The following is a 26,095-nucleotide window of genomic DNA, read 5'->3' as shown; positions in this document are numbered from 1 at the left end:
TTTTGCGCACATGAAATCGGGCAATTAAGGTCACCTTAAGAGTAAAGAAATTGGAAGTGATGCTAGGCGAATGAGGAAGGTGGGTTCTTATGTTGAAGTTTACCTGGAATATATTCTCACAAACCGGCAATATTGAAACATATCTCCTGTTTAAAGAGCTTGAACAGCAAGATCAAGAAATTCCTGATCAGCAGCAGGAAGAACTGGCGGATATAGATTCTCCGATTTCTTGACCTTACTTGCCCGTACCGCGGGTGGTGACGGGCGTGTTCCAGAAAATTGAGGGAGTTGTCATTCGGACAACGGACTATGGCGAGACAAATAAGATTGTAACCTTCTACACACGCGAGCTTGGGAAAATCAGCGCTATGGCGCGGGGGGCAAAAAAGCCGAAGAGCCGGCTTGCCTCTATTACGCAGCCTTTTACACATGGCTATTTCCTTGTGCAAATGGGGTCAGGACTTGGCACCCTGCAGCAGGGGGAGATGCTTTCCTCCATGCGTGAGATTCGCGAGGACCTATTTGTCACCGCATATGCTTCCTTTGTCATCGAATTGACAGATAAGGCAACAGAGGATAAAAAACGAAATCCCTTCCTCTTTGAATTGCTGCTGCAAACGCTGCAGTACATGAATGAAGAAGTGGATCCGGAGATTTTGGCGCTTTTGTATCAGACAAAGATGCTTCCGGTGCTGGGGCTCCATCCTGCATGGGATGCCTGTGCCATTTGCCGGCAATCAGATGATTTTGCCGCCTTCTCTGTGAGGGAAGGGGGCTTTCTATGTAAAGCACATGCCGCGCAGGACCCTTACAGTTTTCCGATCAGTGAGGCGGCAGCCAAGCTGCTTCGGCTGTTCTATCATTTTGACTTAAATCGCCTTGGCAATGTCTCGGTGAAGCCGGAAACAAAGCGGCAAATGCGCAAGATCCTGAACGCTTACTATGATGAATATGGCGGGATTTATCTGAAATCGCGCCGCTTTATCGATCAGCTGGATAAGCTGCAGCCGTAGAGATGAGACATACATATCATGTACCCCGGGCATCGCCCGGGGTCTTTGCTGTCTGCACAACAAAAGGGTGCCGGCTTTCAAAAGCGGGAGAGTATACGTATGTGTCAACGAACGGCAAAAAAGTGATACCGCTTACAGCTATATAAAAAGAAGAAAAACCTTTTCTTTTTCCGGATGCGTATTTCGTATATAATATTGAAAAGATAGTATAGCCTTTTTGGCAAAGCAACAAAGGTGGTGATTATCATAGAACTCAATAAACGCCAAGAGCTCATTATTCAAATTGTCAAAGAACGCGGCCCGATAACCGGAGAAGCCATTGCAGATCAACTGAACCTGACAAGAGCGACCCTGCGCCCCGATTTGGCCATTCTAACGATGGCCGGCTATCTGGAGGCACGCCCGCGGGTCGGCTATTTTTATACAGGGAAAACAGGGGGACAGCTGCTGTCGGAGGCTGTGCGCAAGCTGATGGTCCAGGATTATCAATCCCTTCCTGTAGTGGTGGATAAGAATGTGTCTGTCTACGATGCCATTTGCACAATGTTTCTGGAGGATGTTGGCACACTATTCATTGTGGACCATGATTCCTTGCTTACAGGCGTTGTGTCCCGCAAGGATTTGTTGCGTGCCAGCCTGGGAAAGCAGGAACTGACAGCCGTACCGGTGAACATTATTATGACAAGAATGCCGAATATCACAGTGTGCCAGCGGGAAGACAGCCTGTACGAAGTCGCGAAAAAGCTCATTGAAAAGCAAATTGATGCGATGCCGGTTGTCAAATATACAAACCGGGGGGCAGAGGTGACGGGCAGAATTACCAAAACAAACATCACGCGCGCGTTTGTCGATCTCGTCAATAATGAGGTGCTGTAACAATTCAAAAGTGAGGTAATGGAATGAGTAATCAAATTGTCTATGTTGTATCCGACTCGGTGGGCGAAACGGCAGAGCTTGTGGTGCGTGCTGCAATGGGCCAATTTACGTTTGCGCCGGATATCAGGCGGGTGCCATATGTAGAAGATACGGGTACGCTGAAGGAAGTAGTCTCTATTGCAAAGAGCAATCATGCCATCATCTGCTTCACGCTGGTGAAGCCGGAAATGCGGCAGTACCTGATTGAGAAAGCAGCCGATGAGGGCGTACAAGTATATGATATTATTGGTCCGTTAATTGATCAAATCCAAGCCTCGACAGGAGCGACCCCGCGCTATGAGCCGGGAATCGTGCGGCAGCTTGATGAGGATTATTTCAAGAAGATTGAAGCGATTGAGTTTGCGGTGAAGTATGATGACGGGCGTGACCCGCGCGGCATTCTGAAAGCTGATATTGTGCTGATCGGCATTTCCCGCACGTCCAAAACGCCATTGTCGCAATATTTGGCCCACAAACGTCTAAAGGTGGCCAATGTGCCGCTCGTGCCGGAGGTGGATCCTCCGGAGGAGCTGTTCCGCGTTCCTAAGCATAAATGCTTCGGCTTGAAAATCAGCCCGGAGAAGCTGAACAACATCCGCCGGGAACGCTTGAAAACGCTGGGGTTAAGCGATGGGGCCGTGTACGCCAATATCAACCGCATTAAAGAGGAGATTGAACACTTTGAGCGGGTGGTGGGCCGAATCGGCTGCCAGGTGATAGACGTGTCCAGCAAAGCTGTCGAGGAGTCGGCAAATGTGATTCTGAATGCAGTGCAAAATAATCGCATGTTCTAAGAGGAAGGGGTACACTGTTACAGTGTACTTTTTTTATATAAAAGTGAGGAGAATGGTAGCATCTTTTTTGAAATTATATTATAATAAAAAATTGCGGTGAAAACTGTATTTTTTACGTTTAGACTTTGTTTTTTCAGAATAAACTAGTGGTAGATAGCGCGAGACAATATTTTTAGTTAAATCGACAAAAATCCGGACAAGAAAACATGCAGAACGGAAGGATTCAACGAAGGGATGTAGAATAGAGAAATATGCCAAGAATCAATACGATTTTTGTTGACGCTGATGCATGTCCGGTGAAGGAAGAGATCATGCAGGCAAGTGAGCTCTTTCAAGTCCCGGTAGTATTTGTCGCTTCGTACGCCCACAAAACCAGCTTTCCCGGCGGAACCTGGGTGTATGTGGATCCTTCCCGCGACGCAGCGGATTTCTACCTGTATCAGCATGCGAAGCCGGGCGACCTGGCTGTCACGCAGGATATGGGGCTGGCAAGCTTGCTGGTAAAGCGGGATATCGTGGTTTTGTCGCCGCGCGGCACCATTCTGCAGGATGCACAGATGGACAACATTTTATACAACCGCCATCTTTCTGCAGAACTGCGCCGGAGCGGAACATACACAAAAGGGCCAAAGGCATTCTCGAAAGAGGATCGGCAAAGATTTTTTCATGTTTTACAAAAAATATTGTCGAAACATGAAGGAATTGAGGAATCTTTAAAGAATATAAATACGACACGGAGATGGAGCAATGGGGAACAGAATTCCTGAGGAGCTGGTGGAGCGCGTCCGGCAGGCCAATGACATTGTGGACGTTGTCGGTGAGCACGTTCAGCTGAGGAAGCAAGGGCGGAACTATTTTGGGTTATGTCCGTTTCACGGGGAAAGCACACCTTCCTTTTCTGTTTCTCCTGATAAGCAAATCTTTCACTGCTTCGGATGTGGTGAGGGCGGCAATGCAATTTCTTTTGTCATGAAGATTGACAATCTGTCCTTCTCCGAGGCTGTGCAGAAGCTTGGGGAAAAGGCAGGCATACATGTTGCAGTGGAAGAAGCCGGCCAGCAGGAGACAGCAGAGCACGAAGGCGCGGCTTCCATGATAGAAGCTCATGAGCTTTTAAAGAAATATTACCATCACCTCCTCGTAAATACAGAGGAAGGAAAGGAAGCGCTGGAGTATTTGCAGCAGCGCGGCATTACAAAAGAGCTCATTGTACAGTTTGAGTTGGGGTATGCAAGCGCTGCGCGGGATCATGCTGTGCGTGTGCTGCAGCGGCGCGGATACACTTTGCCGCTGATGGAACAGGCCGGATTGATCGGGCGCAGCGAAACGGACGGCACCTTTCATGACCGTTTCCGGCACCGCATTATGTTTCCAATCCAAGATTTGCAGGGCCGTACGGTGGCATTTAGCGGCCGGTCCTTGGGAGAGGCTGCACCAAAGTACTTAAACAGCCCTGAAACACCAATTTTTCATAAAAGCAAGGTGCTTTATAACTTTCACCGGGCACGCCCCGCTATCCGCAATGAAAAGCGGGTACTTCTGTATGAAGGCTATGCAGACGTACTGGCTTCCATCAGCAGCGGACTTCCTGCCGCTGTGGCGACAATGGGGACGGCGCTGACGGAGGAGCAGGCACGCATTTTGCGCCGGAACGTAGAGCAGATCATCCTTTGTTATGATGGTGATAATGCCGGACAAAAAGCAACTGTGAAGGCCGGCAGCCTGCTGTTGAAGGCTGGCTGTGAAGTGAGGGTGCTGCTCTTGCCGGACAAGCTCGATCCGGATGAATTTGTCAGACGTTACGGACATGAGGCTTTCCGCCGCCGGATTGAAACGGCCAGCGCTTTTGCGGATTTCCGCCTGCAATATTTGCGTATCGGACGGAATTTGCAGAGTCCGCGTGAGCAGGGAGAATATATTCAGGAAGCCGTCCGGGAACTGGCGCAGCTTACTGGGAATCTGCTGCAGGCACAGCCCTATTTGCGGCTGCTTGCCGAGGAGTTCGCCTATCCCATCGAGGATTTGAGGAACGAGTTCGAGCGGTCCCAAAGCAAGGTGCATAAGGATCAGAAGAAGGAGCATCCTGCGAGGCAAGCGGTGAAAAACAAGCCGAAGCTGATTGGCTATCGGGGGGCAGAGCGGGAAATTATTTTCCATATGCTCCGGGATGCCGATGTTGCCGGGCATGTCCAACCGTATATCGAATATTTTCATACAGAAGAACATAAAGGGATTTTATATGAATTGTACGCATATTATGAGAAAGGAAACGAACCTAGTATAAGCGCCTTTCTCAACTGGCTTACAAATGATTCACTCAAGCAGATTGTCATTGATATTGCGGAAGATGAACTTATTAATCCTGAATACTCCACCGAACTTCTGGAAGGAAGCTTGGAATCGCTTCGCAAGCACAAACAAAGGATAGAGGAAATGGACTACACCTTTCAGCTGCGAAACCTGGAAAAGCAGGACAGTCTGGCGGCAGCCCGTTTCGCTCAAGAATACTTGATTAACAGACGAAAAGCAAGAAGATAGCCTTTTTCATAAAAATCGACTATAATGATTGATTGTATTTCGCGTAAGGAGGGGAACAAATGGCTGAAAAATCAGCTCGTTCTAAAGAAGTTGAAACAGATGTTACATTTGAGCAAGTAAAGGAACAGCTCACAGAGCTTGGCAAAAAGCGCGGTGTTCTCACATATGAGGAAATTGCCGAGCGTATGAGTGGCTTTGATATTGAATCCGAACAAATGGATGAATATTATGAGTACCTTGGCGAGCAAGGCATTGAACTCATCGGTGATGCGGACGAAGATCCAAATGTCCGCCAGCTTGAGAAAGAAGAAGAGTTCGACTTAAATGATTTGAGTGTGCCTCCTGGCGTTAAAATCAATGACCCTGTCCGGATGTATTTAAAAGAAATCGGCCGTGTCGACCTGCTTTCCGCAGAAGAAGAAATCTCACTTGCCAACCGGATTGAGCAGGGCGACGAGGATGCAAAACGCCGGCTGGCGGAAGCGAACCTGCGCCTCGTAGTCAGCATTGCCAAGCGTTATGTAGGCCGCGGCATGCTGTTCCTGGATTTGATTCAGGAAGGGAACATGGGTCTTATTAAAGCGGTTGAAAAGTTCGATTACCGCAAAGGTTTTAAGTTCAGTACGTACGCGACATGGTGGATCCGCCAAGCGATCACACGCGCAATTGCCGACCAGGCAAGAACGATCCGTATTCCGGTCCATATGGTCGAGACCATTAATAAACTGATTCGTGTGCAGCGCCAGCTGCTGCAGGACTTGGGACGTGAGCCTTCGCCTGAAGAAATCGGAGAAGAGATGGATCTTGCTCCCGAAAAGGTTCGTGAAATCCTGAAGATTGCCCAGGAGCCGGTTTCATTAGAGACGCCGATCGGGGAAGAGGATGACTCTCATCTCGGTGATTTCATTGAGGACCAAGAAGCAACATCTCCAGCAGACCATGCTGCATATGAACTCTTAAAGGAACAGCTGGAAGACGTATTGGATACACTGACTGACCGTGAAGAAAATGTCCTTCGCTTGCGTTTTGGCCTGGATGATGGACGGACACGCACATTGGAAGAGGTTGGCAAGGTGTTTGGTGTCACGAGAGAACGAATTCGCCAAATTGAAGCGAAAGCACTGCGCAAGCTGCGGCACCCAAGCCGAAGCAAGCGTTTAAAGGATTTCTTGGAATAACCCTGACCTTACAGTTTACTTCATTCTCATGAGGTAAACTTTTTTTTGTATGGAAATGCATGAATTTTCTTGAAAATAAAGGTGTACTGCAATTACAATTCTTGTAATTTATTTTACAGAATTGTCTATTGATTTGCAAATGCTCATTTTTATATTTTTCGTGCAATTTCGTGTCGACTTTACAGAAAGCTGGTGAATGAGGTGTGGGAATATGTATATTTAGTAGGACATTTGCCGGAAAATGAACGACAAACCTTTAATCTTTATGCAAAAAAGGTGTTCAGACTTGGTTGTCTGCGAAAATAATTTGAAATTTATAGAATATTTTCGTTTTCTTGCATAGTTTATACTTTTCGGATAGAGCGTTTTCAAGTACAATAGAACTGTTCATATACAATATGTTTGATAAGGGGTACATAGAGGGGGAGAAGAGAAATGAAACGCAACCCATTGATTCCATTTGCATTGATTGCGGTGCTCGGAATTGGCTTAATGTTCTTGTTCTCATTCCAAGGACTGAATAAGGGGAAAGAGCTGGCTGAGGCACAAAAAAATGGCGGAACCGCCAAGCAAACAGCAAATGCAAAGCCTGAGGATATCGTGAAGCAAAACTGCACAAGCTGTCACGGTGATCAGCTGCAGGGCGCTGTCGGTCCAAACCTGCAAAAGGTTGGCGCAAAGCTGTCCAAAGATGACATTCAAAACGTGATTCTAAAGGGCCGGGGCAACATGCCGGCGGGCCTGCTTCCAGCAGACCAAGCCACAAAGGTTGCAGACTGGCTGTCTAAGAAGAAATAAGGGGAAAGTCCTTTGCTGTGGCAAAGGGCTTTTTTTGTTTGGGATAAGGGCCTGTTAGCGGCCAGAACCTCCCCTCTGTGGGCTGAACAAGCTGGCTGCGCTTTTCTATAGACTTGCAAGTGTGGCGGGAAATTCTTATCATAGGAGACAGTGGAACTGTGCCGGCAGGCAGAGGCAGTGAATTGCAAAGGAGTACATACTACATGAATGAAGTCAAGCTTTCTAAGCGTCTGGAAACAGTCGCAGGATATATTACAAAGGGAGGGGTGCTCGCCGATATTGGATCTGATCATGCGTACTTGCCGTGCTATGCGTGGCAAAAGGGACTGATTGCGGGCGCAATTGCCGGCGAGGTTGTAGAGGGTCCGTTTCAATCGGCGAAATCGACAGTAGCCGAATACGGTCTGGGGGAGCATATTGCTGTGCGCAAAGGAGACGGCTTGGCAGTGATGTCCCCAGGAGAAGCTGATGTTATTACCATTTGCGGCATGGGGGGGGCTCTGATCCGGGACATCCTGGAGCGCGGCAAGGATAAGCTGGCCGGAGTTACGAGGCTTGTGCTGCAGCCGAATATTGGCGCGCATAACATCCGGGAGTGGCTCATTGCGAACGGCTGGGAGCTGCAGGCAGAGGAAATGATGAAGGAAGACGGGAAAATCTATGAGATTCTGGTGGCGGAGCGCGGAGACAGCGAAGCGCCGTACCGCAGCCGGAGGGAGCACGGGATTTTATTTGGCCCGTTTTTGCTTGCAGAGAAAAGTGAAGTGTTTGCGGAAAAGTGGCGGCATGAGCTGCAGAACATGAAGCGGATTCAACAGCAGCTGCAGCAGGCGGCTGATACAGAGGAAACTCTGCAGAAACGGCAAGAGGTGGCAGCCAAAATTGCAATGATGGAGGAGGTCTTGGCATGAGCAAAACGCCAAATGGGCACGAACTGATTTCTCTCTTCGAAGCGATGTATCCCAAGCATCTGGCTTTTGAGAATGACCCGATTGGATTGCAAATCGGCTCTTTGCATAAGCCGGTTTCTCATGTGCTCGTAACATTGGATGTGAACGAAGAGGTGGTGCAGGAGGCAATCGCGTTAGGTGCCGGCTTGATCATTGCCCATCATCCGCCAATTTATCACCCAATTAAAAAGCTGCATACAGACACAGCATACGGCCGCATGATTGAGCTTTGCATCAAGCATGACATTGCCGTTTACGCTGCGCATACAAATGTGGATATTGCCGAGGGCGGCGTGAATGATTTGCTGGCAGATGCGCTTGGTCTGCAGAACACTGAGGTGCTGCTGCCGACCTATGAGGAGAAGCTGAAGAAGCTGGTGGTGTTTGTGCCTGTGTCCCATGCAGACGCTGTGCGGGAGGCGCTTGGACGCAGCGGAGCCGGCCATATCGGGAACTACAGCCATTGTTCGTTCACCAGTGCAGGAACAGGGAGCTTTTTGCCGCTGGAGGGCACCGACCCTTATATTGGAGAGACGGGGCGTCTGGAGCGGGTCGAAGAGGTCCGCCTGGAGACGATGATTCCTGCATCGCTGCAGCGCAGTGTGGTGAAGGCCATGCTGAAAGCCCATCCGTACGAAGAGGCGGCATACGACATCTATCCGGTGGAGAACCAAGGGAGGGTGTGGGGGCTCGGACGAATCGGGCGCCTGCCGCGTGAGATGACCCTGCAGGAATTTGCTGAGCATGTGAAGCGGACGCTGGATGTAAAAGGCGTCAGGGTTGTCGGGAATTTGGGTGATACGGTGCGCAAGGTTGCGGTAGTCGGCGGGGATGGCAATAAATATGTCAAACAGGCGAGCTTCCGGGGCGCGGATGTGTATGTGACGGGGGATGTGTACTACCATGTGGCGCAGGAAGCAGAAGCGCTTGGCCTGCATATGGTCGACCCCGGCCATAACGTAGAAAAGGTAATGAAGGCAGGGGTGCAAAGACAGCTGCAGCAAAAAGCTGAGGAAAAGAAGCTTAAGGTAACCATTCATGCATCTGCCATACACACAGATCCGTTTACATTCCAATAAAATAGTTTGTAAAAAAAGCGGAAGAGCAGCAGCTCCTCCGCTTTATTTGATTTTTACCTTCGGCAGAATTTTGTGCAATGGCACCTTCCGCTCACGCTCCCATGTTGCCGGGTTATTTGGATCATATTGCTCCAGGAATGCAATGACCTCTTTTGTAATTGGCGTTGGCGTGGAAGCGCCGGCTGTTACGGCAACCCGATTCACACCCTGCAGCCATTCCAGCTGGATTTCGCTCACATCCGAAACACGGTATGCCTTTGTGCCGGCAATTTCCGCAGAGACTTGGGCCAGACGGTTGGAGTTGTTGCTTTTTGGATCGCCAACCACAATCGTAAGGTCAGCTTCCCCGGCCTGCCCGGCGACAGCTTCCTGCCGCACCTGCGTAGCGAGGCAAATTTCCTTATGGAATTCAGCAGTTGGATACAGCTTTTGGATATGCTCCATAATATGCTGTACATCCCATTGGCTCATTGTGGTTTGATTTGTCACCAAGATTTTGTCTGTCGGGATGTGCAGGCCATCAAGGTCCGAAGTCTTTTCAACCAGATGGACGATTTCAGGTGCAATGCCGATTGCACCCTCCGGCTCCGGGTGGCCTTTCTTGCCGATATACATAATATGGTAGCCCTCAGCCTGCTTTTCGCGGATGAGGTCGTGCGTCTTTGTTACATCCGGACAGGTTGCATCAATTGTCGTCAGCCCTTTTTCCTTCGCCCGGCGTTTTACCTCCGGCGATACACCGTGTGCAGTGAAAATGACAGTGCCGGACTCAATCTGATCCAGAATGTCGAGGCGGTTCGGTCCGTCCAGTGTAATGATGCCTTCTTCTTCAAAAGCGTCGGTTACATGCTTGTTGTGCACAATCATGCCAAGTATATAAATCGGGCGCGGCAAAGTCGGATCCAGTGCAGCATTGCGTGCAATCACCATTGCATCTACTACGCCATAGCAATATCCGCGCGGTGCAATCTTTACAACTTCCATTATGTCCTCTCCTTTATAGCAAGGAATTGTTTTAGTGTCTCCTTCATGCATCACTTCAATTATAAAGGAGGGAGGGACAGTTGACAAAGTATAAAGCTACACGTACAGCTTCGGTGCCGGTGTCTTCAGCTTCTGATCTGGTGCTGGCTCTGAAGTTTCCAGTGCTTCCTGAACAGGTTGCTTCTGCTTGGACGTCTTATTGGTCTTCTTGTCCGTGGCCTTTGTGTTGTCTTCTGTTGTTGCTTCTGCTTTGTCGGAAGAGCTGTTTAAAATTTTCCAGATGCTTGGGAAGCTGCGGACGAGCGGGCCATATTGCTGTACGACGGGACCAACCTTCTGTGCAACCCCAACGACTTTTTCCACGTTTCCAAGTATCGCCGATGGGTTGGAAAGGACATTGGAGAAGAAGCTGCCAATGCCGCCTGTGGAACGCGCTGCCGTGCCCGCCGCCGCTTGGGTGGCTGCCTGCGGATTGATCATGCGGACTGCTGCTTCACCTCCGCGCTGCATGACCGTTTGCGATGGCATAAAGGACTGCTGGGAATCGGAGCGCGCCGGCATGTACTGTGCCCCGGGCTGCATAGAAGCCATAAACGGCTGTGAGCCGCCCTGCTGCGGCATCATATAGGAGCGTTGCGGCATCATTTGCTGCGGTTCATCTTTGCGGCCGAACAGCTTGGCAAGCAGCCCCTTCTTTTGCTGCGGCGCCGGCATCATCATGGACTGCTGCGGCATGTACTGCATTGGATTCATTTGCTGCATCGGACTCATCTGTTGTGATGGATTCATTTGTTGCATCGGACTCATCTGTTGTGATGGATTCAACTGCTGCATCGGACTCATCTGTTGTGACGGATTCATTTGCTGCATTGGACCCATCCGCTGCATGGGCATCATCTGCAAACCCGGTGCATTTGAATAAGGGCGGGGGTAGGGTGTGTATGCTTGTTGGTAAGGAGCTTGTTGAAGCATAGCGAGCCCTCCTTTCATTGGGTGTATACCCTAACATATGCAGAAAACGAAAAGTGGTTAGTTTTTTCACACGAAACCTAAACTAAAGATGGATATTGCTTATGAGACTTGCTATAATGTAAATTTAGCCGGAAAAAAGAAGCAATTGTCCGCGAAGCCCTCTCGCTGACAAAATGAAAGAAGAAGGTGAAACAAATGGCAATTGCCGCATTTACAAAATTTGCATTTCGACCATTTTTAATAGACGCCGTGCAAGAGCTTGGCTTTCAGGAGCCAACGGAGATTCAGACAAAGATTTTCCCAATCGTGAAGCGGGGAGCAAGCGTAATTGGACAATCTCAAACAGGGTCTGGTAAAACACACGCTTATCTGCTGCCGACACTGAACGCTATCCAGGCGGAACGTGAAGAGGTGCAGATTGTGATTACCGCACCGACACGGGAATTGGCCCAGCAGATTTACCAGGAAGTGGTGAAGCTGACTAAGTTCTGTGAACCGGATCAGCAAATTACAGCACGTTGCTTTGTGGGCGGAACGGACAAGCAGCGTTCCATTGATAAGCTGAAGAAGCAGCCTCACGTTGTGGTGGGGACGCCAGGGCGGATTCATGACCTGGTGGAAGCACAGGCACTTTTCGTGCACACGGCCGCCGTGCTCGTTGTGGATGAAGCTGATACCATGCTGGATATGGGATTTATTGCAGATGTGGACAAAATTGCCGCCCGCATGCCGAAGAATCTGCAAATGCTGGTGTTCTCCGCCACGATTCCGGAAAAGCTGAAGCCATTTCTGAAGAAATACATGGAGAATCCTGAGTACGTACAGGTAAATACGAATCAGGGTGCAGCAGAAAATCTGGAGCATAATCTGATTCCGCTTCGCCATCGCAACAAGCTGGAATTGTTGAAGAACATTCTGCTTCAATATCAGCCGTACTTGGCCATTGTATTCACAAACACCAAGAAACGGGCGGAGGAAGTGGCGGAAGGCCTGGCAGAACGGGGCATCCGTGTCGGCCGTGTCCATGGCGACCTGACGCCGCGTGAACGCAAGAAGATGATGAAGCAAATTCATGACCTGGAGTATCAATACATTGTGGCAACGGACTTGGCTGCACGCGGCATTGATATTGAAGGGGTTAGCCATGTCATCAATTATGAGCTGCCGGATGATTTGGATTTCTATGTGCACCGTGTCGGCCGTACAGCGCGTGCCGGACAATCCGGAACGGCTATTACGATCTATGAAGCATCGGATGAGGATGCATTGAATCGTTTGGAAAAACGAAACATTACGTTCCGCCATGTGGATTTGAAGAATGGGGAATGGGTGGAGCTTGGCGAACGCCACCGCCGCAAGAACCGCAAGAAGGAAGAAGACAGCCTGGATGTCATGGCAAAGAAGGTTGTGAAAAAGCCGGGCAAGGTAAAGCCGGGCTATAAGAAGAAGCTGTCTGAACAGCGCGAAGCCATCAAGAAGAAATATCGTCCCAAAACGAAGTAACAGGAGCGCTGCGCTCCTGTTCGTTTTGTGATAAGCAGGTAGGAGGGTGACTAAGGAATGCTGAAGATTGGCTCACATGTTTCCATGAGCGGCAAGGAAATGATGCTTGCGGCAAGCAAGGAAGCTGTGTCGTACGGCGCTACGACATTTATGGTATATACAGGCGCTCCGCAGAACACGCGGAGAAAGCCGATTGAAGAATTGAATATTGCAGCAGGCCTGCTGCATATGCATGAAAACGGCATTGAGGAGATCGTGGTGCATGCTCCGTATATTATTAATATCGGAAACACGGAAAAGCCGGAAACCTTCCAGCTTGGTGTAGACTTTCTGCGTATGGAAATGGAGCGGACGTCGGCTTTGCGCGCGGCCAAGCAAATCGTGCTGCATCCCGGAGCACATGTAGGAGCAGGCGCAGAAGCCGGCATTGCGAAAATCATCGAGGGGCTGAATGAAGTGCTGACTCCGGACCAAACGGTGCAGATTGCGCTGGAAACAATGGCCGGAAAGGGAACAGAATGCGGCCGGAGCTTTGAGGAGTTGGCACAAATCATAGACGGGGTGACCCATAATGAGAAGCTGTCTGTCTGCTTTGACACGTGCCACGTCCATGATGCGGGCTATGATATTGTGAACGATTTTGATGGCGTGCTCGAGCAGTTCGACCGGATTGTTGGCATTGACCGCCTGAAGGTGCTGCATATCAATGACAGCAAGAATGAGCGCGGCGCCCGCAAGGACCGCCATGAAAACCTGGGCTTTGGAAAAATCGGCTTTGAAGTGCTGAACTACATCGTACATCATCCGCAGCTGAAGGATGTGCCGAAAATCCTGGAGACACCGTATGTCGGCGAGGATAAAAACAACAAGAAGCCGCCATATAAGCTGGAGATTGAAATGCTGCGCCAGCAGACCTTTGATCCGCTTGTGCTGGAGAAAATTCTGCAATAACAAGAACCGGCCCGTTCGGCCCGCTGTTTGTTTAACGGCAAAAAAGGCAATCGTGACAGATTGCCTTTTTTGTGTGACCTTCTATTTCAGCAGCTTCTGCAGCAGGGCATTCACCTGCTGGGCAGTTGCCGGAGAGGTGACCTTGGCAATCTGCTTAATCAGCTCCACCCGCTCAGCCGGATTATAGATATTGATGTTCTTTCCCTTGATCAGCGCGGCACATTTCTGCGCCTGGGCGGGGGTGAGAGCAATGCCGTGCTCGCTGCTCAGCTTGAGCAAGTCCTCTGGTGTGGCGTTGTTCAGCTTTTTATTGACAATCTGCTGAAAAAGATTCATGGTGCGCCTCCTTTTTGCGGTTCTACCGAAATATATGTGAGAGGGCCTGTCACTATAACCGGGACGGATGTGGAAAAGAGAGGCGCTGTGCTATAATGGGCTGTATGGCGGGGCAGGCAGCTTTATTTACAAAAGCAGTAAGCTGTACTATAATTGCGGACAGAGACAAATCGGAATTATTCTGAATTACAAAAGGTGAGACGATGAAAGAATATATGATTGAAATTGACCATCTATCCTTCCGCTACGAAAATCAAAACGTACTGGAGGATATTCATTTACAGGTTCCAAAAGGGTCATTTCTCGGGCTTGTCGGACCGAATGGGTCGGGCAAATCCACGCTGTTGAAGTGCATTCTCGGAATCCTGAAGCTGAAGGAGGGGAGTATCCGGCTGTTTGGCACCGATATCCGCCGCTTTAAGGAATGGGATAAAATTGGCTATGTATCACAAAAAGCAAACAGCTTTAACTCCGGCTTTCCGGCGACAGTATTTGAGGTTGTATCCATGGGGCTTGTTTCCAAGACTGGATTATTCCGCTTTTTCAATAAGGAGCAGAAGGAAAAGGTGCGTGCGGCCATCGAGGCAGTCGGGATGAGCGAGTTTGTGGACCGCAATATCGGTGAGCTGTCCGGCGGCCAGCAGCAGCGTGTGTTTATTGCCCGGGCGCTTGTCAGCGAACCGGAGCTGCTTATTTTGGATGAGCCGACAGTGGGTGTGGATGCCGAGAATGTCCAAAATTTCTACACAATGCTGGGGCATCTGAACGAGGATTTGGGCATTACGTTGCTGATGGTGACCCATGATATTGGCGCCATTACCGATAAAGTGACACATGTGGCTTGTGTGAACAAGCATTTGTTCTTCCATGGCGATACGGAAGCCTTCAATGAACTGAAGACCGCGGACTTATCCCCGTTTTACGGCCATCATGTCCATGTGATTGACCACCACGACCATCAGCACGGGGGTGTACGATGATCCAGGATTTTTTGCAGTATGATTTTTTGCGCAATGCGCTGTATGCCGGCATCTTGATTGGCTTGGTGGCGCCGCTGCTTGGCGTCTTTGTCGTCATCCGCAGGCTGTCTCTGATTGCCGATGCTTTGAGCCATGTGACGCTTTCCGGTATCGCGGCAAGTCTGCTGCTGGAAAAAACAGTTTTTCCCGGCGGCTTCTTGAACCCGCTTTATATGGGCATGGCCTTTTCGATTGGCGGCGCGCTGCTCATTGAGCGGCTGCGCAACGTCTATAAGCATTATCAGGAGCTGGCGGTGCCGATTATTCTTTCGGCGGGCATCGGACTTGGCGTCATTTTTATTTCATTGGCAAATGGCTTTAATACAGATCTCTTTAATTATCTGTTCGGGAGTGTCAGCGCGGTGAGCGGCAGTGACCTGCTTGTCGTGGCGGGAATTGCCGTGCTTGTGCTGGCGGTGACCCTGCTGCTGTATAAGGAGCTGTTTCTGCTCTCCTTTGATGAGGAATATGCATCCGCAACCGGCTTGCGTGCAAAGTGGATTCATTTTGTATTCATCGTTCTGGTGGCGCTGGTGATTGCGGCTTCTATGCGGGTTGTCGGCATTTTGCTCGTTTCCTCGCTTATGACGCTGCCTGTTGCGGCCAGCATCCGCATTGCGAGAGGCTTTAAGCAGACCGTTTTGTTTGCCGTACTTTTCGGAGAGCTGGCGGTTGTCGGCGGGCTGATGCTGTCTTATCAGCTGGATTTGGCGCCGGGCGGCACGATTGTCATGATTTCTGTTCTTGTTTTGATTGGCGCGATTCTCTGGAAGAAGAAAAAAACGGCATAAGGGAGGGGGACGCATGAAGCTGACGGAAGCCCTGCAGCTGATGAAGGAGAAGGGATTCAAGCATACGGGAAAGCGGGAGGATATGCTCCGGTTCTTCTCTATGCAGAATAAGTATTTGACGGCAAAGGATGTTCAGGAGGCCCTGAAGGATGATTATCCCGGGCTGAGCTTTGATACAATTTACCGGAATCTGTCTCTGTTTGTGGAGCTGGGCATCTTGGAGCAGACAGAGCTTGGGGGAGAGAAGCACTTCCGCTTCAAGTGTTCGACGCATGAGCACCACCATCATTTTATCTGTTTGGATTGCGGCCGGACAAAGGAAGTGACGGTTTGCCCGATGGATGTCCCATTTCGGGAGATTGACGGCTATGAAGTAACGGGGCACAAGTTTGAGGTGTACGGAAAGTGCCCGGAATGCAAATAAAAAAGATGTCCGCGCGGGACATCTTTTTTATTTTTCCTGTTTGGCAGCGTACTCCTCCGCCAGCTTGTCAACTTCCTTTTTCAGCTCGCTGACAAGATCCTGCTCCGGAATTTTGCGGACGATTTCGCCCTTGCGGAACAGAAGGCCCTCGCCGCGGGCACCGGCGATGCCGATGTCTGCTTCGCGCGCTTCACCCGGCCCGTTTACCGCACAGCCGAGCACAGCCACTTTAATTGGCGCTTTAATCTTGGAAATGTACTCTTCCACTTCATTGGCGATGCTGATCAAATCAATCTCGATCCGGCCGCATGTCGGGCAGGAGATGAGTGTGGCGGCATTAGAGGCAAGTCCGAATGACTTCAGCAGCTCACGCGCCACCTTCACTTCCTCCACCGGGTCCGCACTCAGCGAGATGCGAAGCGTGTTGCCGATGCCCTTGCTTAGAATGGCGCCAAGGCCGGCCGCACTCTTGACCGTGCCGGCAAACAAGGTGCCGGACTCCGTGATGCCCAGATGCAATGGGTATTTAAAAGCGCGGGACGCTTTCTCATATGCTTCAATCGCCAGGTTCACATCAGAGGCCTTCATGGACACGATAATGTCGTGGAAGTCAAGATCCTCAAGAATTTTGATGTGATGCAGGGCGCTTTCCACCATGCCGTCCGCTGTCGGATAGCCGTATTTCTCCAGAATGTGGCGCTCCAAAGACCCGGCGTTTACACCAATCCGGATGGGAATGCCTCTTGCTTTCGCGGCGTTCACCACTGCTTCCACCTTTTCGCGGCGGCCGATATTGCCAGGGTTGATCCGCACCTTGTCGACGCCGCCTTCAATCGCCTTCAGCGCAAGGCGGTAATCGAAGTGGATATCCGCCACAAGCGGGATATTAATCTGCTTTTTGATATCTGCAATTGCATTGGCTGCGCGCTCATCCGGCACAGCGACGCGGACCACCTGGCAGCCGGCTTCCTCAAGCCGTTTGATTTCTGCCACTGTCGCCTCCACGTCATGCGTCTTTGTTGTTGTCATGCTTTGTATAATTAACTCGTTATTGCCACCAATAGTGAGGTTGCCCACTTTGACGGGGCGTGTTTCCGTACGATGTGTAATCTCGTTCACGAATAGATCGCTCTCCTTCTGTGAGAAGTTTGCCGATGCGGCTCATTTCTCACCTATTGTATCAACGCTCTCGCATGATTGACAAGAAATATGTTGTACCTACTTATATAATGGGAATTTGTATGTCTTTCCTATTCGCAGCTTCGTCGGGGATTCATTGGGATTCAGCCTGCGGAAGTCCTCCACGATTTTGTCGATGGCAGGCGGCTTCTTTTTATTGATGGCTTCTGTCACAGACAGGACGGTGTCGCCGCTTTTGATTTCGACAGGCTTGAAATCGGTCTGGGCATCGGTCTTCTCTGTTTTCTGTTCCGGTGCGGCTGCCGCTTCTTCTACAGAGGCAGAGGTTGGCTTTGCCTGAGGAAATGTATGTAATAGCTTTAATGTGCCTACGGTCATGTCATAAAAAATAATATAGCCAACTAATAGGACGCAAAGAGTCATTCCTAATCGCTTCATCATTTCTCCACTCCTTTGTAGAGAAATATATGCTTGTCCCATAAAAAAATACCGCTTATAGCGGCATTTTCTCCTTTTGCTTCGGGGCGGGAATTTCTTTGATGATGAGATAGAACATGAACAGGGTAACGAAAGAGAAAATCAGTGTGGAAAACTGTACGGTAATGTTTAAAGCAGTCATGATCATGAAAAATACTGTGGGCAGGGTGGTGCTGTATACACACAGCACCCAAACCTGTTTATAGTTCAGCTTACGCTGCAGCTGCCCGGCCATAAACTGGCCGATCATTGCCAGCAAGGTGATTGCAAGGAAGCTGATAAACACGTCGGACAGGTACAGCAGCACACCGAGGAGAACAAGGGCGATCGGCAGGATGCTGTGCATGAAGTTCAAAAATTCCTGAATGTCCTTCTTTTGAATGACCTGGTCATTTAAGAGTGTATACGGATACGTTTCAGTCCGGTTTGGTGCGATCACGGTCAGCTCATTCTTTAAGAAAAACATACCTGCTTCCGTTTCATATTGGGAAGGAAGCTTTGTGGCATTCGGGTCAAAGAACAGAAGAAACCGGCTCTGCTCCTTCACAATCGGTTTTTGAAGGCCGGCCTTCAGTTCTCCCTTTTCAATGGTGAAATCGGGAATATCAGTCTCAACAGTTTCCTCCATCATCGCCAGTTCAGTTTGAAAGAGCTTGCCCACTTGTGTGATTTCGGGAACAACAGACAAGAGCGACAGCAGAAAAATATACAGGACTGCCTTGCCAAATTTTTGGAACCGGAAGCGCGCCATATCTTTCGGGGAGTAGAGGCTTTTCCAGAATTGTGTGAGGACGGACATGTATTCACTTCCTTTTTCTTTTTTCATTATATGTACAAGTTCATTGTAGCGTAACAATCCCGATTCAAACAAGCCGCGGCCTGTTTTCGATTCAAATGATTTGAAAAGCTTCACAAAATTTGGTACGTTATTGATGATACAGATATCGCATACTTGTTTTTCATCATTTTGGAAATGATGTATAATGAATATGCGCTGCAGGCCATGTTGTCTGCAATACATATTAAAGGAGGAGCTTACAATGGCATACGAATTACCACAGCTTCCTTACGCATACGATGCGCTGGAGCCTCATTTCGACAAGGAAACAATGAACATCCACCACACACGCCACCACAATACGTACATCACAAACGTGAACGCGGCATTGGCAAACTACCCTGAGTTGGCTGCAAAGAGCGTAGAAGACCTGATTTCCAACCTGGACGAAGTTCCAGAAGCAATTCGTACAGCGGTACGCAACAACGGCGGCGGCCATGCGAACCACTCTCTTTTCTGGACAATCCTGTCTCCAAACGGCGGCGGTGCACCGGTTGGCGAACTGTCTGAAGCCATCAACGCGAAATTCGGCAGCTACGATGCATTCAAAGAGGAGTTCACAAAGGCAGCAACAACTCGCTTTGGCTCCGGCTGGGCATGGCTGGCTGTGAACAACGGCGAATTGGAAGTAACAAGCACACCAAACCAAGACTCTCCGCTGATGGAAGGCAAGACGCCAATCCTTGGCCTGGACGTTTGGGAGCATGCTTACTACCTGCACTACCAAAACCGCCGTCCTGACTATATCGGTGCATTCTACAATGTAGTGGATTGGAACGCTGTAGAAAAGCGCTATCAAGACGCGAAGTAATTATGATGGGCCTTCCCTCCTCAGGGTAGGCCCTGTTTTTTTATGGAAACCGGCAGCTGTGCCGGAATCCGGCAATTTGCTTATGGACCAAGCCCCTGCAAGCAGTTCTCCCCGGTATAAAAAGAAAGGGTTTTTACATAATTCCTTCCTACAAGCGACACAATAAAACGTGAAGCAAAGGAGAGGTCTGCATGATAAAACTCAAACACTTAATCGGTGATGTGGAGGTCAACCGGGACCTCATCCTCTTACTGACAATTGGCGGGCTCTATTCCCTGGGCATCTCCTTGTCCAATACATTCGTCAATATCTACCTTTGGAAGCAGACGAAAGACTTTGTCAACATAGGTCTGTATAACCTGTCCGTCGTTGTGATGCAGCCCATCACATTTGTTGCGGCCGGCAAGCTTGCCAAAAGGATTGACCGCATCGTCATTCTTCGCCTCGGCGTCACCGCGCTGGCTCTGTTTTTTATTACAGTTCTGCTGGCCGGGGCCCATGCGTCGCAATATATTCTGGCAATCGGCGGCCTTCTTGGAATCGGCTACGGCTTCTACTGGCTGGCCTATAACCTGCTCACCTTTGAAATTACCGAGCCGGAAACGAGGGATTTCTTCAACGGCTTCCTCGGTTTGCTTGGCTCAGTGGCCGGCATGGCCGGTCCGATCTTGGCTGGATACATCATTTCCCATATGGTGAAATGGAACGGCTACACCTTTATTTTCTTCCTGTCGCTGGCTCTGTTTTTGGCAGCTGTCGTCATGAGCTTTTTTCTGTCCCGGCGTGAGTGCGAAGGGCGCTATGAATTGATGCAGGTGCTGCGTGAGCGGCGGCGCAACCGAAACTGGAGCCGCATTACGGTTGCCCATTTCTGCCAGGGCTTGCGTGAAGGGACATTTGTATTTGTCATCTCCGTCTACGTATACATTGTTTCCGGCAGTGAATTGGCCATCGGCAAATTTGGTCTCCTTAGCTCCAGTGTGCAATTTGTCTGCTACTACCTGGCCACCCGGCTTATTAAGGATAAGTATCGGAAGAAAGCCATTCTTCTCGGAGGACTCATCCTCTATGCCGCAGTGTATCTTGTTGTACTCCATGTGACGTATTATAAGCTGTTGATTTATGCAGCCTGTATCGCTGTTGCGTACCCGATTTTGCTTGTGCCGTATATGTCCATGACCTACGACGTAATCGGAAAGGCTTTCAATGTGAAGGAACTGCGGGTGGAATATATTGTAGTGCGCGAGCTGTTCTTGAACGGCGGCCGCATTGCTTCCATCGCGGCTTTTCTTCTTGCCGTATCTGCATTTCAGCCGGAACGCAGTCTTCCTGTACTGTTGTCCATTGTCGGAGTCGGACACTTATTCATTTATTTTGCGGTGAGGAATGTTTCTTACGATACATCCAAGCAGCCGCAGCCCGGCCTGGAGGTGTCGCGGACACGCCAGGAACTGACGAAGGGAGAAGGCTGACTTCTCCCTGTCTGCTTGTATCTGGATTGGAGGTGGCATACTTTGAAGAAGAGTGAGAAGAAGCGGAAGAGCCATGTCCCGTTCCGTCTGAACCTGTTATTCTTTCTTGTATTTGTTATGTTCTCCGCGTTGATACTGCGGCTTGGCGCGCTGCAAATTGTGTATGGCGACGACTATAGCGCCGAGGTGAAACGGGGCGAAAATGTGGCTGTCAGTGTACCGAGTCCGAGGGGCCGCATTTTTGACCGCCAAAATCGGCTCATTGTCGGCAATGTGCCGCTTCGGACCATTACCTATACGAGAATGCAGGGGGCAACGGATGAGGACCGGCTGCATATTGCCAAGAAGCTTGCGGTCCTAATGCACATGCCGGCAGACAGCTTAACGGACCGGGATAAAAAAGACTTCTGGATGCAAATCAATGCACAGCGGGCCCGGCAAAAAATTACAACAATGGAACGGCGCTTGCTGGCAGCAAAGAAGCTGACGGACCAGAATATTTACAGCCAGCAGCTTGGGCGCGTGACTCCCGCCGAACTGGCAGAGCTGCAGTCGTTGGATCTGGAAGTGCTGGCAATCAAAAAGCAGATGGACAGCAGCTATTTTATGACGCCGCAAGTCATTAAGAATAAAAGGGTGACAGAAAAGGAGTATGCCATGATCAGCGAAAACCTGGGGACGCTGCCAGGTGTGGATACAACTGTGGATTGGGAGCGCGATTATAAATATAAACATGTATTTCGTTCCGTGCTCGGCAGTGTTTCCAGCTCAAACGAAGGGCTTCCCCGCGAGCGGCTGGACTATTATCTGGTCCGCGGGTATGACCGCAATGACCGTGTCGGCAAGAGCTATCTTGAACAGGTATATGAGGACTCCCTGCACGGATTTAAAGCAAAGATGAGGAATGTGATGAACCAGGACGGAACGGTCCTGGAAACAGTCCGTTTGTCCCGGGGGATGCAAGGGAAGGACCTCGTGCTGACGCTTGATATGGAGCTGCAAAAGAAAGTCGAAGGGATTATTGAGGAAGAGCTGCGGCGGGCCAAGCTGAAGCGCGGCACAGAATTCCTTGACCGTGCCCTGGTTGTGATGATGAACCCGAAAAACGGCGAGATTTTGGCGATGGCCGGCAAGCAGCTTGTGGAAGATAAGCAGGGGCGGCTGCGGGTGCAGGATTATGCCATTGGAGCCATGACCAGCTCCTATGCGATGGGGTCGACCGTAAAAGGGGCAACGGTGCTGGCGGGTTTTCAAACCGGGGCTATTACACCGGAGACCATTCTGTTGGATGAGCCGATTGTGCTGCGGGCCACACCTGTCAAAAAATCATGGACGACCATGGGAAATATCAACTATCTGACCGCGTTGGAGCGTTCCTCTAACGTATTTATGTTTAAAACGGCCATGAATATGGCCGGGGTTTCCTATGTGAAGGGCGGGACGCTGGATGTGAAGCAGAAGGCCTTTGATACGATGCGTTATTATTTCAGCCAGTTCGGGCTTGGCGTGCGGACCGGAATTGACTTGCCGAACGAGTCCGCCGGATTTAAGGGGAGTTCTTCCAAGCCTGGATTCCTGCTGGATTTGGCCATCGGGCAATACGATACATACACCCCGCTGCAGCTTGTGCAATATGCGGCAACCATTGCAAACGATGGATACCGGCTGAAGCCGCAAGTGATCAAAGAAGTGCGGCGCCCCGGCGAGCAGCTGCATGAAAGGGGAGGCATTGTCTATTCGGCAGAGCCGGTTGTGCTGAACCGGATTGATATGGACAGCCGTTATGTGCGGGCTGTGCAGCGCGGGTTTTGGGCTGTCATGCACGGTTCCCAGGGAACTGCGGCGTCCTATTTTGACGGAGCGCCGTATCGGCCGGCCGGCAAGACAGGAACGGCACAAACCTTTTATGACGGCCCGGACCCGTATATCCGCAAAAGCGGTCCTTTTGGAGGGCCTCCTTCCTGCTTCAATCTGACACTGGTCGGATACGCACCTTATGAAAACCCGGAAATTGCCTTTTCTGTCGTTGTGCCTTGGCTGCAGGATGATAAAAATCCGATTTCCAAGAAAATTGGCCGGCGCATCCTTGATGCCTACTTTGCTTCGCAGCGGCGGTAAAGGAAAGATCGCACACATTTTGTGTGCTTTTTTTGGGACAGGCTGCATATAGTGAAGCAGGAGCTTGTACAAGCCTGGCCGGCAGGGGTGTTTACGAAACTTTTACAAACCATTAAAACCGCATTAATAGTCAAACAGTATGCTTATATTTGTAGTCTTGCTTGCAGGACTCTTTAGGAGGAGGAAACATGCGCAAGGTTGCATCGGGTGCTGCTGTTTTCCTGCTTGCCTGCGCAGCATGGTTAGCTGCGGCAGCTGGACAGGAGCAGGCGGCGCGTCCCCTGCTGAAGGGAGAGGTCCGTATGGATGGATCCTCCACTGTGTTTCCCATTATGGAAGCCATATCAGAAGAATATGCCCGGCGGCAGCCGGCTGTCAAAACGCCGATCAGCATTTCCGGCACGGGCGGCGGCTTCCACCGCTTCAGCAAGGGGGAAGTGGATTTGACAAATGCGTCACGCGCGATGAAGCGCGAGGAGCGGATGTCAGCCAGTGCCGGACAGGTGGCATATACGGAATTTCAGATTGCTTATGATGGATTGTCTATTGTTGTAAGCAAGGACAACAACTGGATACAGAATATAACAGAGGAAGAGCTGCGGCAGCTTTGGCGCGAAGAAGGCAGAACGAAGAAATGGTCGGATATCCGGCCGGATTGGCCGGAACAGGCCATCCGCTTTTATGCTCCCGGTGTGGATTCGGGCACCTATGACTATTTTCAGGAAACAATTTTGGGAGACCGGCAGATGGTAAAGTCCGTTGCCTTTTCTGAGGATGACAACGTGCTGGTGCGCGGCGTGATGAGCGACCCGTATGCCATCGGTTTTCTCGGCTTTGCCTATTACAGCGAGAACAAGGACCGTGTGCGGGCCGTTCGGGTGAACGGAGTCCTGCCGACAAAAGAAAGCATCAAGTCCGGTCTGTATGCCCCGCTTTCCAGGCCTCTTTATATATACGCCAACAACCGCTCCATCAAAGAGAAGGCTTGCGTATACGATTATTTGCGGTTCGCTTTGCAGCATGGCGCCGATCTTGTCGAGGAGACAGGATACGTTGCCCTGCCGCAGCGCTTGTATCAGCAGCAGGTCAGACAGCTAGAAGCAGTACACACTATGCCATAGAAACGGAAAGGGGTTTTCCTTCTTGGCTCTGCGAAGCTATAAAGCTGTGACGGCTGTTCGTAAGGCAAAACAAAAAAAGCGTTATGGGCAGTACATGACAAACCGGGCTGTTGTCATTCTATTATTTGCTGTTGCCAGTGCGGCAGTCTGGGTGACAGCGGGAATTGTCTGGACGCTTGCGTCGGAGACTGCCGCTTTTTTTCAGCGGGTTTCCCTCCTGCATTTCGTGACAGAAACAGAATGGCTTCCCTTCTTTCAAAGCGGGCCCAAGTACGGCATTTTGCCGCTTGTGGGCGGCACATTGCTCATCACTTTTATTTCCATACTGGTGGCAGTTCCGGTTGGACTGGGCTGCGCGGTCTATTTAAGCGAATACGCCCCGCCCCTTGCAAGGAGCTTGCTGAAGCCGGTCTTGGAGGTGCTGGCAGGAATTCCGACAATTGTGTACGGCTTCTTTGCCCTTACCTTCGTGACGCCGCTTCTGCAGCAGCTTTTGCCGGGCCTGCAGTTTTTTAATGCGCTAAGTCCCGGCATCGTAATCGGCATCATGATCATTCCTACCGTTGCTTCGCTGTCGGAGGATGCCATGAGTGCGGTTTCGGGAGCGCTGCGTGAAGGCTCCTACGGCGTGGGTGCCACGCGCTTGGAAACCATTGTTCATGTGGTCATCCCATCGGCGCTCAGCGGCATTCTGGCATCGATTGTGCTGGCGGTTTCCCGGGCCATCGGCGAGACGATGATTGTCGTGATTGCAGCGGGCGCCACGCCTGTTTTGACGCTGAACCCTATGCAATCCGTGCAAACATTGACCTCTTATATTGTACAGGTCAGTCTCGGTGATGCGCCGCATGGAACAACAGTGTATTACAGCATGTATGCAGCCGGTGCGGTGCTGTTCCTGTTCACCCTTTGCATGAATCTGCTGTCGCAGCATATGGCCCGCAGATTTCAGGAGGGGCGTTGATATGAGACTTCTCAATCAAAAGCAGGTGCATCAAAATATGCGCAGAAGGTTGAGGAAAAACGCAGTGTATACGGTGCTGTTCATTGCTTGCACACTGTTCTCTCTGCTGATGCTGGCATTGCTGCTGTACCGGATCATAGGGGCCGGGTTGCCTTATTTAGACGGGCAGTTCCTCACAAGCTTTGCCTCACGCAATCCGGAGCGGGCGGGGATTGCCGCCGCCCTTTGGGGAACGGTGGCTTTAGCCGGCATTGTCACGCCTCTTTCCCTGCTGCTGGGCGTCGGGACAGCATTATATTTAGAGGAATATGCCAAGAAAACAACATTCACCCGTTTTATTGAATTGAATCTGCAAACGCTGTCCGGCGTGCCGTCTGTTGTGTTTGGATTGCTTGGACTGACGGTTTTCGTGTATGCCGCGGGTCTTGGGCAGAGCATTCTGGCAGGCGGGCTGACAATGACGCTGCTCGTGCTGCCGACGATTGTAGTGGCTTCACAGGAGGCGCTTCGTGCGGTGCCGCCCGCTCTGCGTGAAGCTTCTTATGGAATGGGGGCCACAAAATGGCAAACGATGTATCATGTTGTGCTGCCGGCCGCATTTTCCGGTATTTTAACAGGCTGTATTCTGGCGCTGTCGCGGGCATTGGGCGAAGCGGCGCCGCTCCTGGTGGTGGGGGCGCTGGCCTTCATGAACTACATTCCTGCGAGTCTGCTGGATGAATTTACAGTGCTGCCGATTCAAATTTTCAATTGGATGGGCCGGGCACAGGAGGAATTTCAGCAGGTGGCCGCAGCCGGCATTGTTGCTTTAATGGGCCTGCTGCTGCTGATGAACAGCCTGGCGGCATGGCTGCGCAGCCGCGGACAGCAAAAGCGGTAAGACATACATGGATGAAGGGGGAATCTCGA

General features: G+C 50.5%; 27 protein-coding genes. 21 read left to right on the top strand and 6 right to left on the bottom strand.

The features are described 5' to 3' along the window. Positions 1–89: 89 nt before the first annotated feature. The 10 genes from NK662_RS01245 (at position 90) to NK662_RS01200 (ending at position 9,265) form a co-directional block, all read left to right on the top strand. Entirely contained in the window at positions 90–233 is a 144-nt protein-coding gene (locus NK662_RS01245; RefSeq protein ID WP_254756545.1) for a YqzL family protein, read from the top strand. 33 nt (positions 234–266) lie between these two features. Continuing rightward, positions 267–1,013 (top strand): DNA repair protein RecO, encoded by a 747-nt coding sequence (gene recO / locus NK662_RS01240; protein WP_254756543.1) that lies wholly within the window; start codon positions 267–269, stop codon positions 1,011–1,013. Between the two features lie 237 nt (positions 1,014–1,250). Beyond that, on the top strand, positions 1,251–1,889 hold the full coding sequence (gene ccpN / locus NK662_RS01235; protein ID WP_254756541.1) for a transcriptional regulator CcpN: 639 nt from the start codon (positions 1,251–1,253) through the stop codon (positions 1,887–1,889). A gap of 23 nt (positions 1,890–1,912) precedes the next feature. Continuing rightward, on the top strand, positions 1,913–2,722 hold the full coding sequence (locus NK662_RS01230) for a pyruvate, water dikinase regulatory protein (protein WP_254756539.1): 810 nt from the start codon (positions 1,913–1,915) through the stop codon (positions 2,720–2,722). A 251-nt stretch (positions 2,723–2,973) separates the two neighbouring features. After that, complete coding sequence (locus NK662_RS01225; RefSeq protein ID WP_254756537.1) at positions 2,974–3,489, top strand: YaiI/YqxD family protein; 516 nt, start codon at positions 2,974–2,976, stop codon at positions 3,487–3,489. Continuing rightward, complete coding sequence (dnaG, locus tag NK662_RS01220) at positions 3,470–5,260, top strand: DNA primase (protein WP_254756535.1); 1,791 nt, start codon at positions 3,470–3,472, stop codon at positions 5,258–5,260. Before NK662_RS01225 ends, dnaG begins: the two co-directional genes overlap by 20 nt. A gap of 59 nt (positions 5,261–5,319) precedes the next feature. Next, positions 5,320–6,438: an RNA polymerase sigma factor RpoD gene (rpoD, locus tag NK662_RS01215; protein WP_254756533.1), complete on the top strand. Its 1,119-nt coding sequence runs from the start codon at positions 5,320–5,322 to the stop codon at positions 6,436–6,438. Between the two features lie 435 nt (positions 6,439–6,873). Further along, positions 6,874–7,236: a cytochrome c550 gene (gene cccA / locus NK662_RS01210; RefSeq protein ID WP_254756531.1), complete on the top strand. Its 363-nt coding sequence runs from the start codon at positions 6,874–6,876 to the stop codon at positions 7,234–7,236. A gap of 203 nt (positions 7,237–7,439) precedes the next feature. Continuing rightward, a complete protein-coding gene (locus NK662_RS01205) occupies positions 7,440–8,147 on the top strand; it encodes a tRNA (adenine(22)-N(1))-methyltransferase (RefSeq protein ID WP_254756529.1) in 708 nt (235 codons plus the stop codon). Further along, positions 8,144–9,265 carry a Nif3-like dinuclear metal center hexameric protein gene (locus tag NK662_RS01200; protein ID WP_254756527.1) on the top strand — a complete coding sequence of 374 codons (1,122 nt, stop codon included), beginning with the start codon at positions 8,144–8,146 and terminating at the stop codon, positions 9,263–9,265. Before NK662_RS01205 ends, NK662_RS01200 begins: the two co-directional genes overlap by 4 nt. 42 nt (positions 9,266–9,307) lie before the next feature. Here the strand turns inward: NK662_RS01200 and NK662_RS01195 are convergent, their stop codons facing one another. Together NK662_RS01195 and vrrA are read right to left on the bottom strand one after the other, a co-directional pair. Next, on the bottom strand, positions 9,308–10,249 hold the full coding sequence (locus NK662_RS01195; protein ID WP_254756524.1) for a 4-hydroxy-3-methylbut-2-enyl diphosphate reductase: 942 nt from the start codon (positions 10,247–10,249) through the stop codon (positions 9,308–9,310). Positions 10,250–10,345: 96 nt separating this feature from the next. Next, the gene (vrrA, locus tag NK662_RS01190) at positions 10,346–11,221 is read right to left on the bottom strand and encodes a VrrA/YqfQ family protein (protein WP_254756522.1); all 876 of its coding nucleotides are present in this window, start codon (positions 11,219–11,221) and stop codon (positions 10,346–10,348) included. 195 nt (positions 11,222–11,416) lie between these two features. Here vrrA and NK662_RS01185 point away from each other — a divergent pair, with 195 nt between their 5' ends. Together NK662_RS01185 and NK662_RS01180 are read left to right on the top strand one after the other, a co-directional pair. Next, positions 11,417–12,724: a DEAD/DEAH box helicase gene (locus NK662_RS01185; RefSeq protein WP_254756520.1), complete on the top strand. Its 1,308-nt coding sequence runs from the start codon at positions 11,417–11,419 to the stop codon at positions 12,722–12,724. Positions 12,725–12,781: 57 nt separating this feature from the next. Then, on the top strand, positions 12,782–13,675 hold the full coding sequence (locus NK662_RS01180) for a deoxyribonuclease IV (RefSeq protein ID WP_254756518.1): 894 nt from the start codon (positions 12,782–12,784) through the stop codon (positions 13,673–13,675). A gap of 81 nt (positions 13,676–13,756) precedes the next feature. Here NK662_RS01180 and NK662_RS01175 read toward each other — a convergent pair whose 3' ends face one another. Beyond that, positions 13,757–14,011, bottom strand: a complete 255-nt coding sequence (locus tag NK662_RS01175; RefSeq protein WP_254756516.1) for a DUF2624 domain-containing protein — start codon at positions 14,009–14,011, stop codon at positions 13,757–13,759. Positions 14,012–14,214: 203 nt separating this feature from the next. Here NK662_RS01175 and NK662_RS01170 point away from each other — a divergent pair, with 203 nt between their 5' ends. Genes NK662_RS01170 through NK662_RS01160 form a run of 3 tightly spaced genes read left to right on the top strand, consistent with a single transcriptional unit; the run spans position 14,215 to position 16,245 of the window. After that, positions 14,215–14,991 carry a metal ABC transporter ATP-binding protein gene (locus NK662_RS01170; protein ID WP_254756514.1) on the top strand — a complete coding sequence of 259 codons (777 nt, stop codon included), beginning with the start codon at positions 14,215–14,217 and terminating at the stop codon, positions 14,989–14,991. After that, positions 14,988–15,821 (top strand): metal ABC transporter permease, encoded by an 834-nt coding sequence (locus tag NK662_RS01165; RefSeq protein ID WP_254756512.1) that lies wholly within the window; start codon positions 14,988–14,990, stop codon positions 15,819–15,821. The genes NK662_RS01170 and NK662_RS01165 overlap by 4 nt, the downstream gene beginning before the upstream one ends. A 13-nt stretch (positions 15,822–15,834) precedes the next feature. Then, positions 15,835–16,245 (top strand): Fur family transcriptional regulator, encoded by a 411-nt coding sequence (locus tag NK662_RS01160; protein ID WP_254756510.1) that lies wholly within the window; start codon positions 15,835–15,837, stop codon positions 16,243–16,245. 27 nt (positions 16,246–16,272) lie between these two features. On the opposite strand, the gene ispG is transcribed toward NK662_RS01160, so the two are convergent. The 3 genes from ispG to NK662_RS01145 form a co-directional block, all read right to left on the bottom strand. Then, positions 16,273–17,355 (bottom strand): flavodoxin-dependent (E)-4-hydroxy-3-methylbut-2-enyl-diphosphate synthase, encoded by a 1,083-nt coding sequence (gene ispG / locus NK662_RS01155; protein ID WP_254757417.1) that lies wholly within the window; start codon positions 17,353–17,355, stop codon positions 16,273–16,275. 108 nt (positions 17,356–17,463) lie between these two features. After that, positions 17,464–17,826 carry a protein YqfZ gene (gene yqfZ, locus NK662_RS01150; RefSeq protein WP_254756508.1) on the bottom strand — a complete coding sequence of 121 codons (363 nt, stop codon included), beginning with the start codon at positions 17,824–17,826 and terminating at the stop codon, positions 17,464–17,466. 52 nt (positions 17,827–17,878) lie between these two features. Beyond that, the gene (locus NK662_RS01145) at positions 17,879–18,661 is read right to left on the bottom strand and encodes a DUF1189 domain-containing protein (protein WP_254756506.1); all 783 of its coding nucleotides are present in this window, start codon (positions 18,659–18,661) and stop codon (positions 17,879–17,881) included. 241 nt (positions 18,662–18,902) lie between these two features. Here NK662_RS01145 and NK662_RS01140 point away from each other — a divergent pair, with 241 nt between their 5' ends. The 6 genes from NK662_RS01140 (at position 18,903) to pstA (ending at position 26,066) form a co-directional block, all read left to right on the top strand. Further along, positions 18,903–19,511, top strand: coding sequence for a superoxide dismutase (locus tag NK662_RS01140; RefSeq protein WP_254756504.1), 609 nt, complete (start codon positions 18,903–18,905; stop codon positions 19,509–19,511). A gap of 194 nt (positions 19,512–19,705) precedes the next feature. Continuing rightward, complete coding sequence (locus NK662_RS01135; RefSeq protein ID WP_254757400.1) at positions 19,706–20,983, top strand: MFS transporter; 1,278 nt, start codon at positions 19,706–19,708, stop codon at positions 20,981–20,983. Between the two features lie 42 nt (positions 20,984–21,025). Further along, a complete protein-coding gene (locus NK662_RS01130) occupies positions 21,026–23,101 on the top strand; it encodes a peptidoglycan D,D-transpeptidase FtsI family protein (RefSeq protein ID WP_254756502.1) in 2,076 nt (691 codons plus the stop codon). 188 nt (positions 23,102–23,289) lie between these two features. Beyond that, positions 23,290–24,222, top strand: coding sequence for a PstS family phosphate ABC transporter substrate-binding protein (locus NK662_RS01125; RefSeq protein WP_254756500.1), 933 nt, complete (start codon positions 23,290–23,292; stop codon positions 24,220–24,222). 94 nt (positions 24,223–24,316) lie between these two features. Then, positions 24,317–25,186 carry a phosphate ABC transporter permease subunit PstC gene (gene pstC, locus NK662_RS01120; RefSeq protein ID WP_254757398.1) on the top strand — a complete coding sequence of 290 codons (870 nt, stop codon included), beginning with the start codon at positions 24,317–24,319 and terminating at the stop codon, positions 25,184–25,186. A gap of 1 nt (position 25,187) precedes the next feature. Beyond that, positions 25,188–26,066 (top strand): phosphate ABC transporter permease PstA, encoded by an 879-nt coding sequence (gene pstA, locus NK662_RS01115; RefSeq protein WP_254756497.1) that lies wholly within the window; start codon positions 25,188–25,190, stop codon positions 26,064–26,066. Positions 26,067–26,095 lie beyond the last annotated feature (29 nt).

It is taken from the genome of Ectobacillus ponti (genome assembly GCF_024294785.1).
GTDB classification, from domain to species: Bacteria; Bacillota; Bacilli; order Bacillales; family Bacillaceae_G; genus Ectobacillus; species Ectobacillus ponti.
Note: the sequence above shows the minus strand (reverse complement) of the source record. Positions and strands in the feature narration are given on the sequence as shown.

Excerpts from the sequence above, each read along its gene's own strand:
- NK662_RS01195 (WP_254756524.1), bottom strand. The coding sequence starts at position 10,249 with ATGGAAGTTGTAAAGATTGCACCGCGCGGATATTGCTATGGCGTAGTA.
- dnaG (WP_254756535.1), top strand. The coding sequence starts at position 3,470 with ATGGGGAACAGAATTCCTGAGGAGCTGGTGGAGCGCGTCCGGCAGGCC.
- NK662_RS01140 (WP_254756504.1), top strand. The coding sequence starts at position 18,903 with ATGGCATACGAATTACCACAGCTTCCTTACGCATACGATGCGCTGGAG.
- NK662_RS01165 (WP_254756512.1), top strand. The coding sequence starts at position 14,988 with ATGATCCAGGATTTTTTGCAGTATGATTTTTTGCGCAATGCGCTGTAT.
- NK662_RS01200 (WP_254756527.1), top strand. The coding sequence starts at position 8,144 with ATGAGCAAAACGCCAAATGGGCACGAACTGATTTCTCTCTTCGAAGCG.
- NK662_RS01170 (WP_254756514.1), top strand. The coding sequence starts at position 14,215 with ATGAAAGAATATATGATTGAAATTGACCATCTATCCTTCCGCTACGAA.
- NK662_RS01245 (WP_254756545.1), top strand. The coding sequence starts at position 90 with ATGTTGAAGTTTACCTGGAATATATTCTCACAAACCGGCAATATTGAA.
- NK662_RS01230 (WP_254756539.1), top strand. The coding sequence starts at position 1,913 with ATGAGTAATCAAATTGTCTATGTTGTATCCGACTCGGTGGGCGAAACG.
- NK662_RS01205 (WP_254756529.1), top strand. The coding sequence starts at position 7,440 with ATGAATGAAGTCAAGCTTTCTAAGCGTCTGGAAACAGTCGCAGGATAT.
- NK662_RS01225 (WP_254756537.1), top strand. The coding sequence starts at position 2,974 with ATGCCAAGAATCAATACGATTTTTGTTGACGCTGATGCATGTCCGGTG.
- cccA (WP_254756531.1), top strand. The coding sequence starts at position 6,874 with ATGAAACGCAACCCATTGATTCCATTTGCATTGATTGCGGTGCTCGGA.
- NK662_RS01160 (WP_254756510.1), top strand. The coding sequence starts at position 15,835 with ATGAAGCTGACGGAAGCCCTGCAGCTGATGAAGGAGAAGGGATTCAAG.
- rpoD (WP_254756533.1), top strand. The coding sequence starts at position 5,320 with ATGGCTGAAAAATCAGCTCGTTCTAAAGAAGTTGAAACAGATGTTACA.
- NK662_RS01185 (WP_254756520.1), top strand. The coding sequence starts at position 11,417 with ATGGCAATTGCCGCATTTACAAAATTTGCATTTCGACCATTTTTAATA.
- yqfZ (WP_254756508.1), bottom strand. The coding sequence starts at position 17,826 with ATGATGAAGCGATTAGGAATGACTCTTTGCGTCCTATTAGTTGGCTAT.
- vrrA (WP_254756522.1), bottom strand. The coding sequence starts at position 11,221 with ATGCTTCAACAAGCTCCTTACCAACAAGCATACACACCCTACCCCCGC.
- pstA (WP_254756497.1), top strand. The coding sequence starts at position 25,188 with ATGAGACTTCTCAATCAAAAGCAGGTGCATCAAAATATGCGCAGAAGG.
- NK662_RS01125 (WP_254756500.1), top strand. The coding sequence starts at position 23,290 with ATGCGCAAGGTTGCATCGGGTGCTGCTGTTTTCCTGCTTGCCTGCGCA.
- NK662_RS01175 (WP_254756516.1), bottom strand. The coding sequence starts at position 14,011 with ATGAATCTTTTTCAGCAGATTGTCAATAAAAAGCTGAACAACGCCACA.
- NK662_RS01180 (WP_254756518.1), top strand. The coding sequence starts at position 12,782 with ATGCTGAAGATTGGCTCACATGTTTCCATGAGCGGCAAGGAAATGATG.
- NK662_RS01145 (WP_254756506.1), bottom strand. The coding sequence starts at position 18,661 with ATGTCCGTCCTCACACAATTCTGGAAAAGCCTCTACTCCCCGAAAGAT.
- pstC (WP_254757398.1), top strand. The coding sequence starts at position 24,317 with ATGACAAACCGGGCTGTTGTCATTCTATTATTTGCTGTTGCCAGTGCG.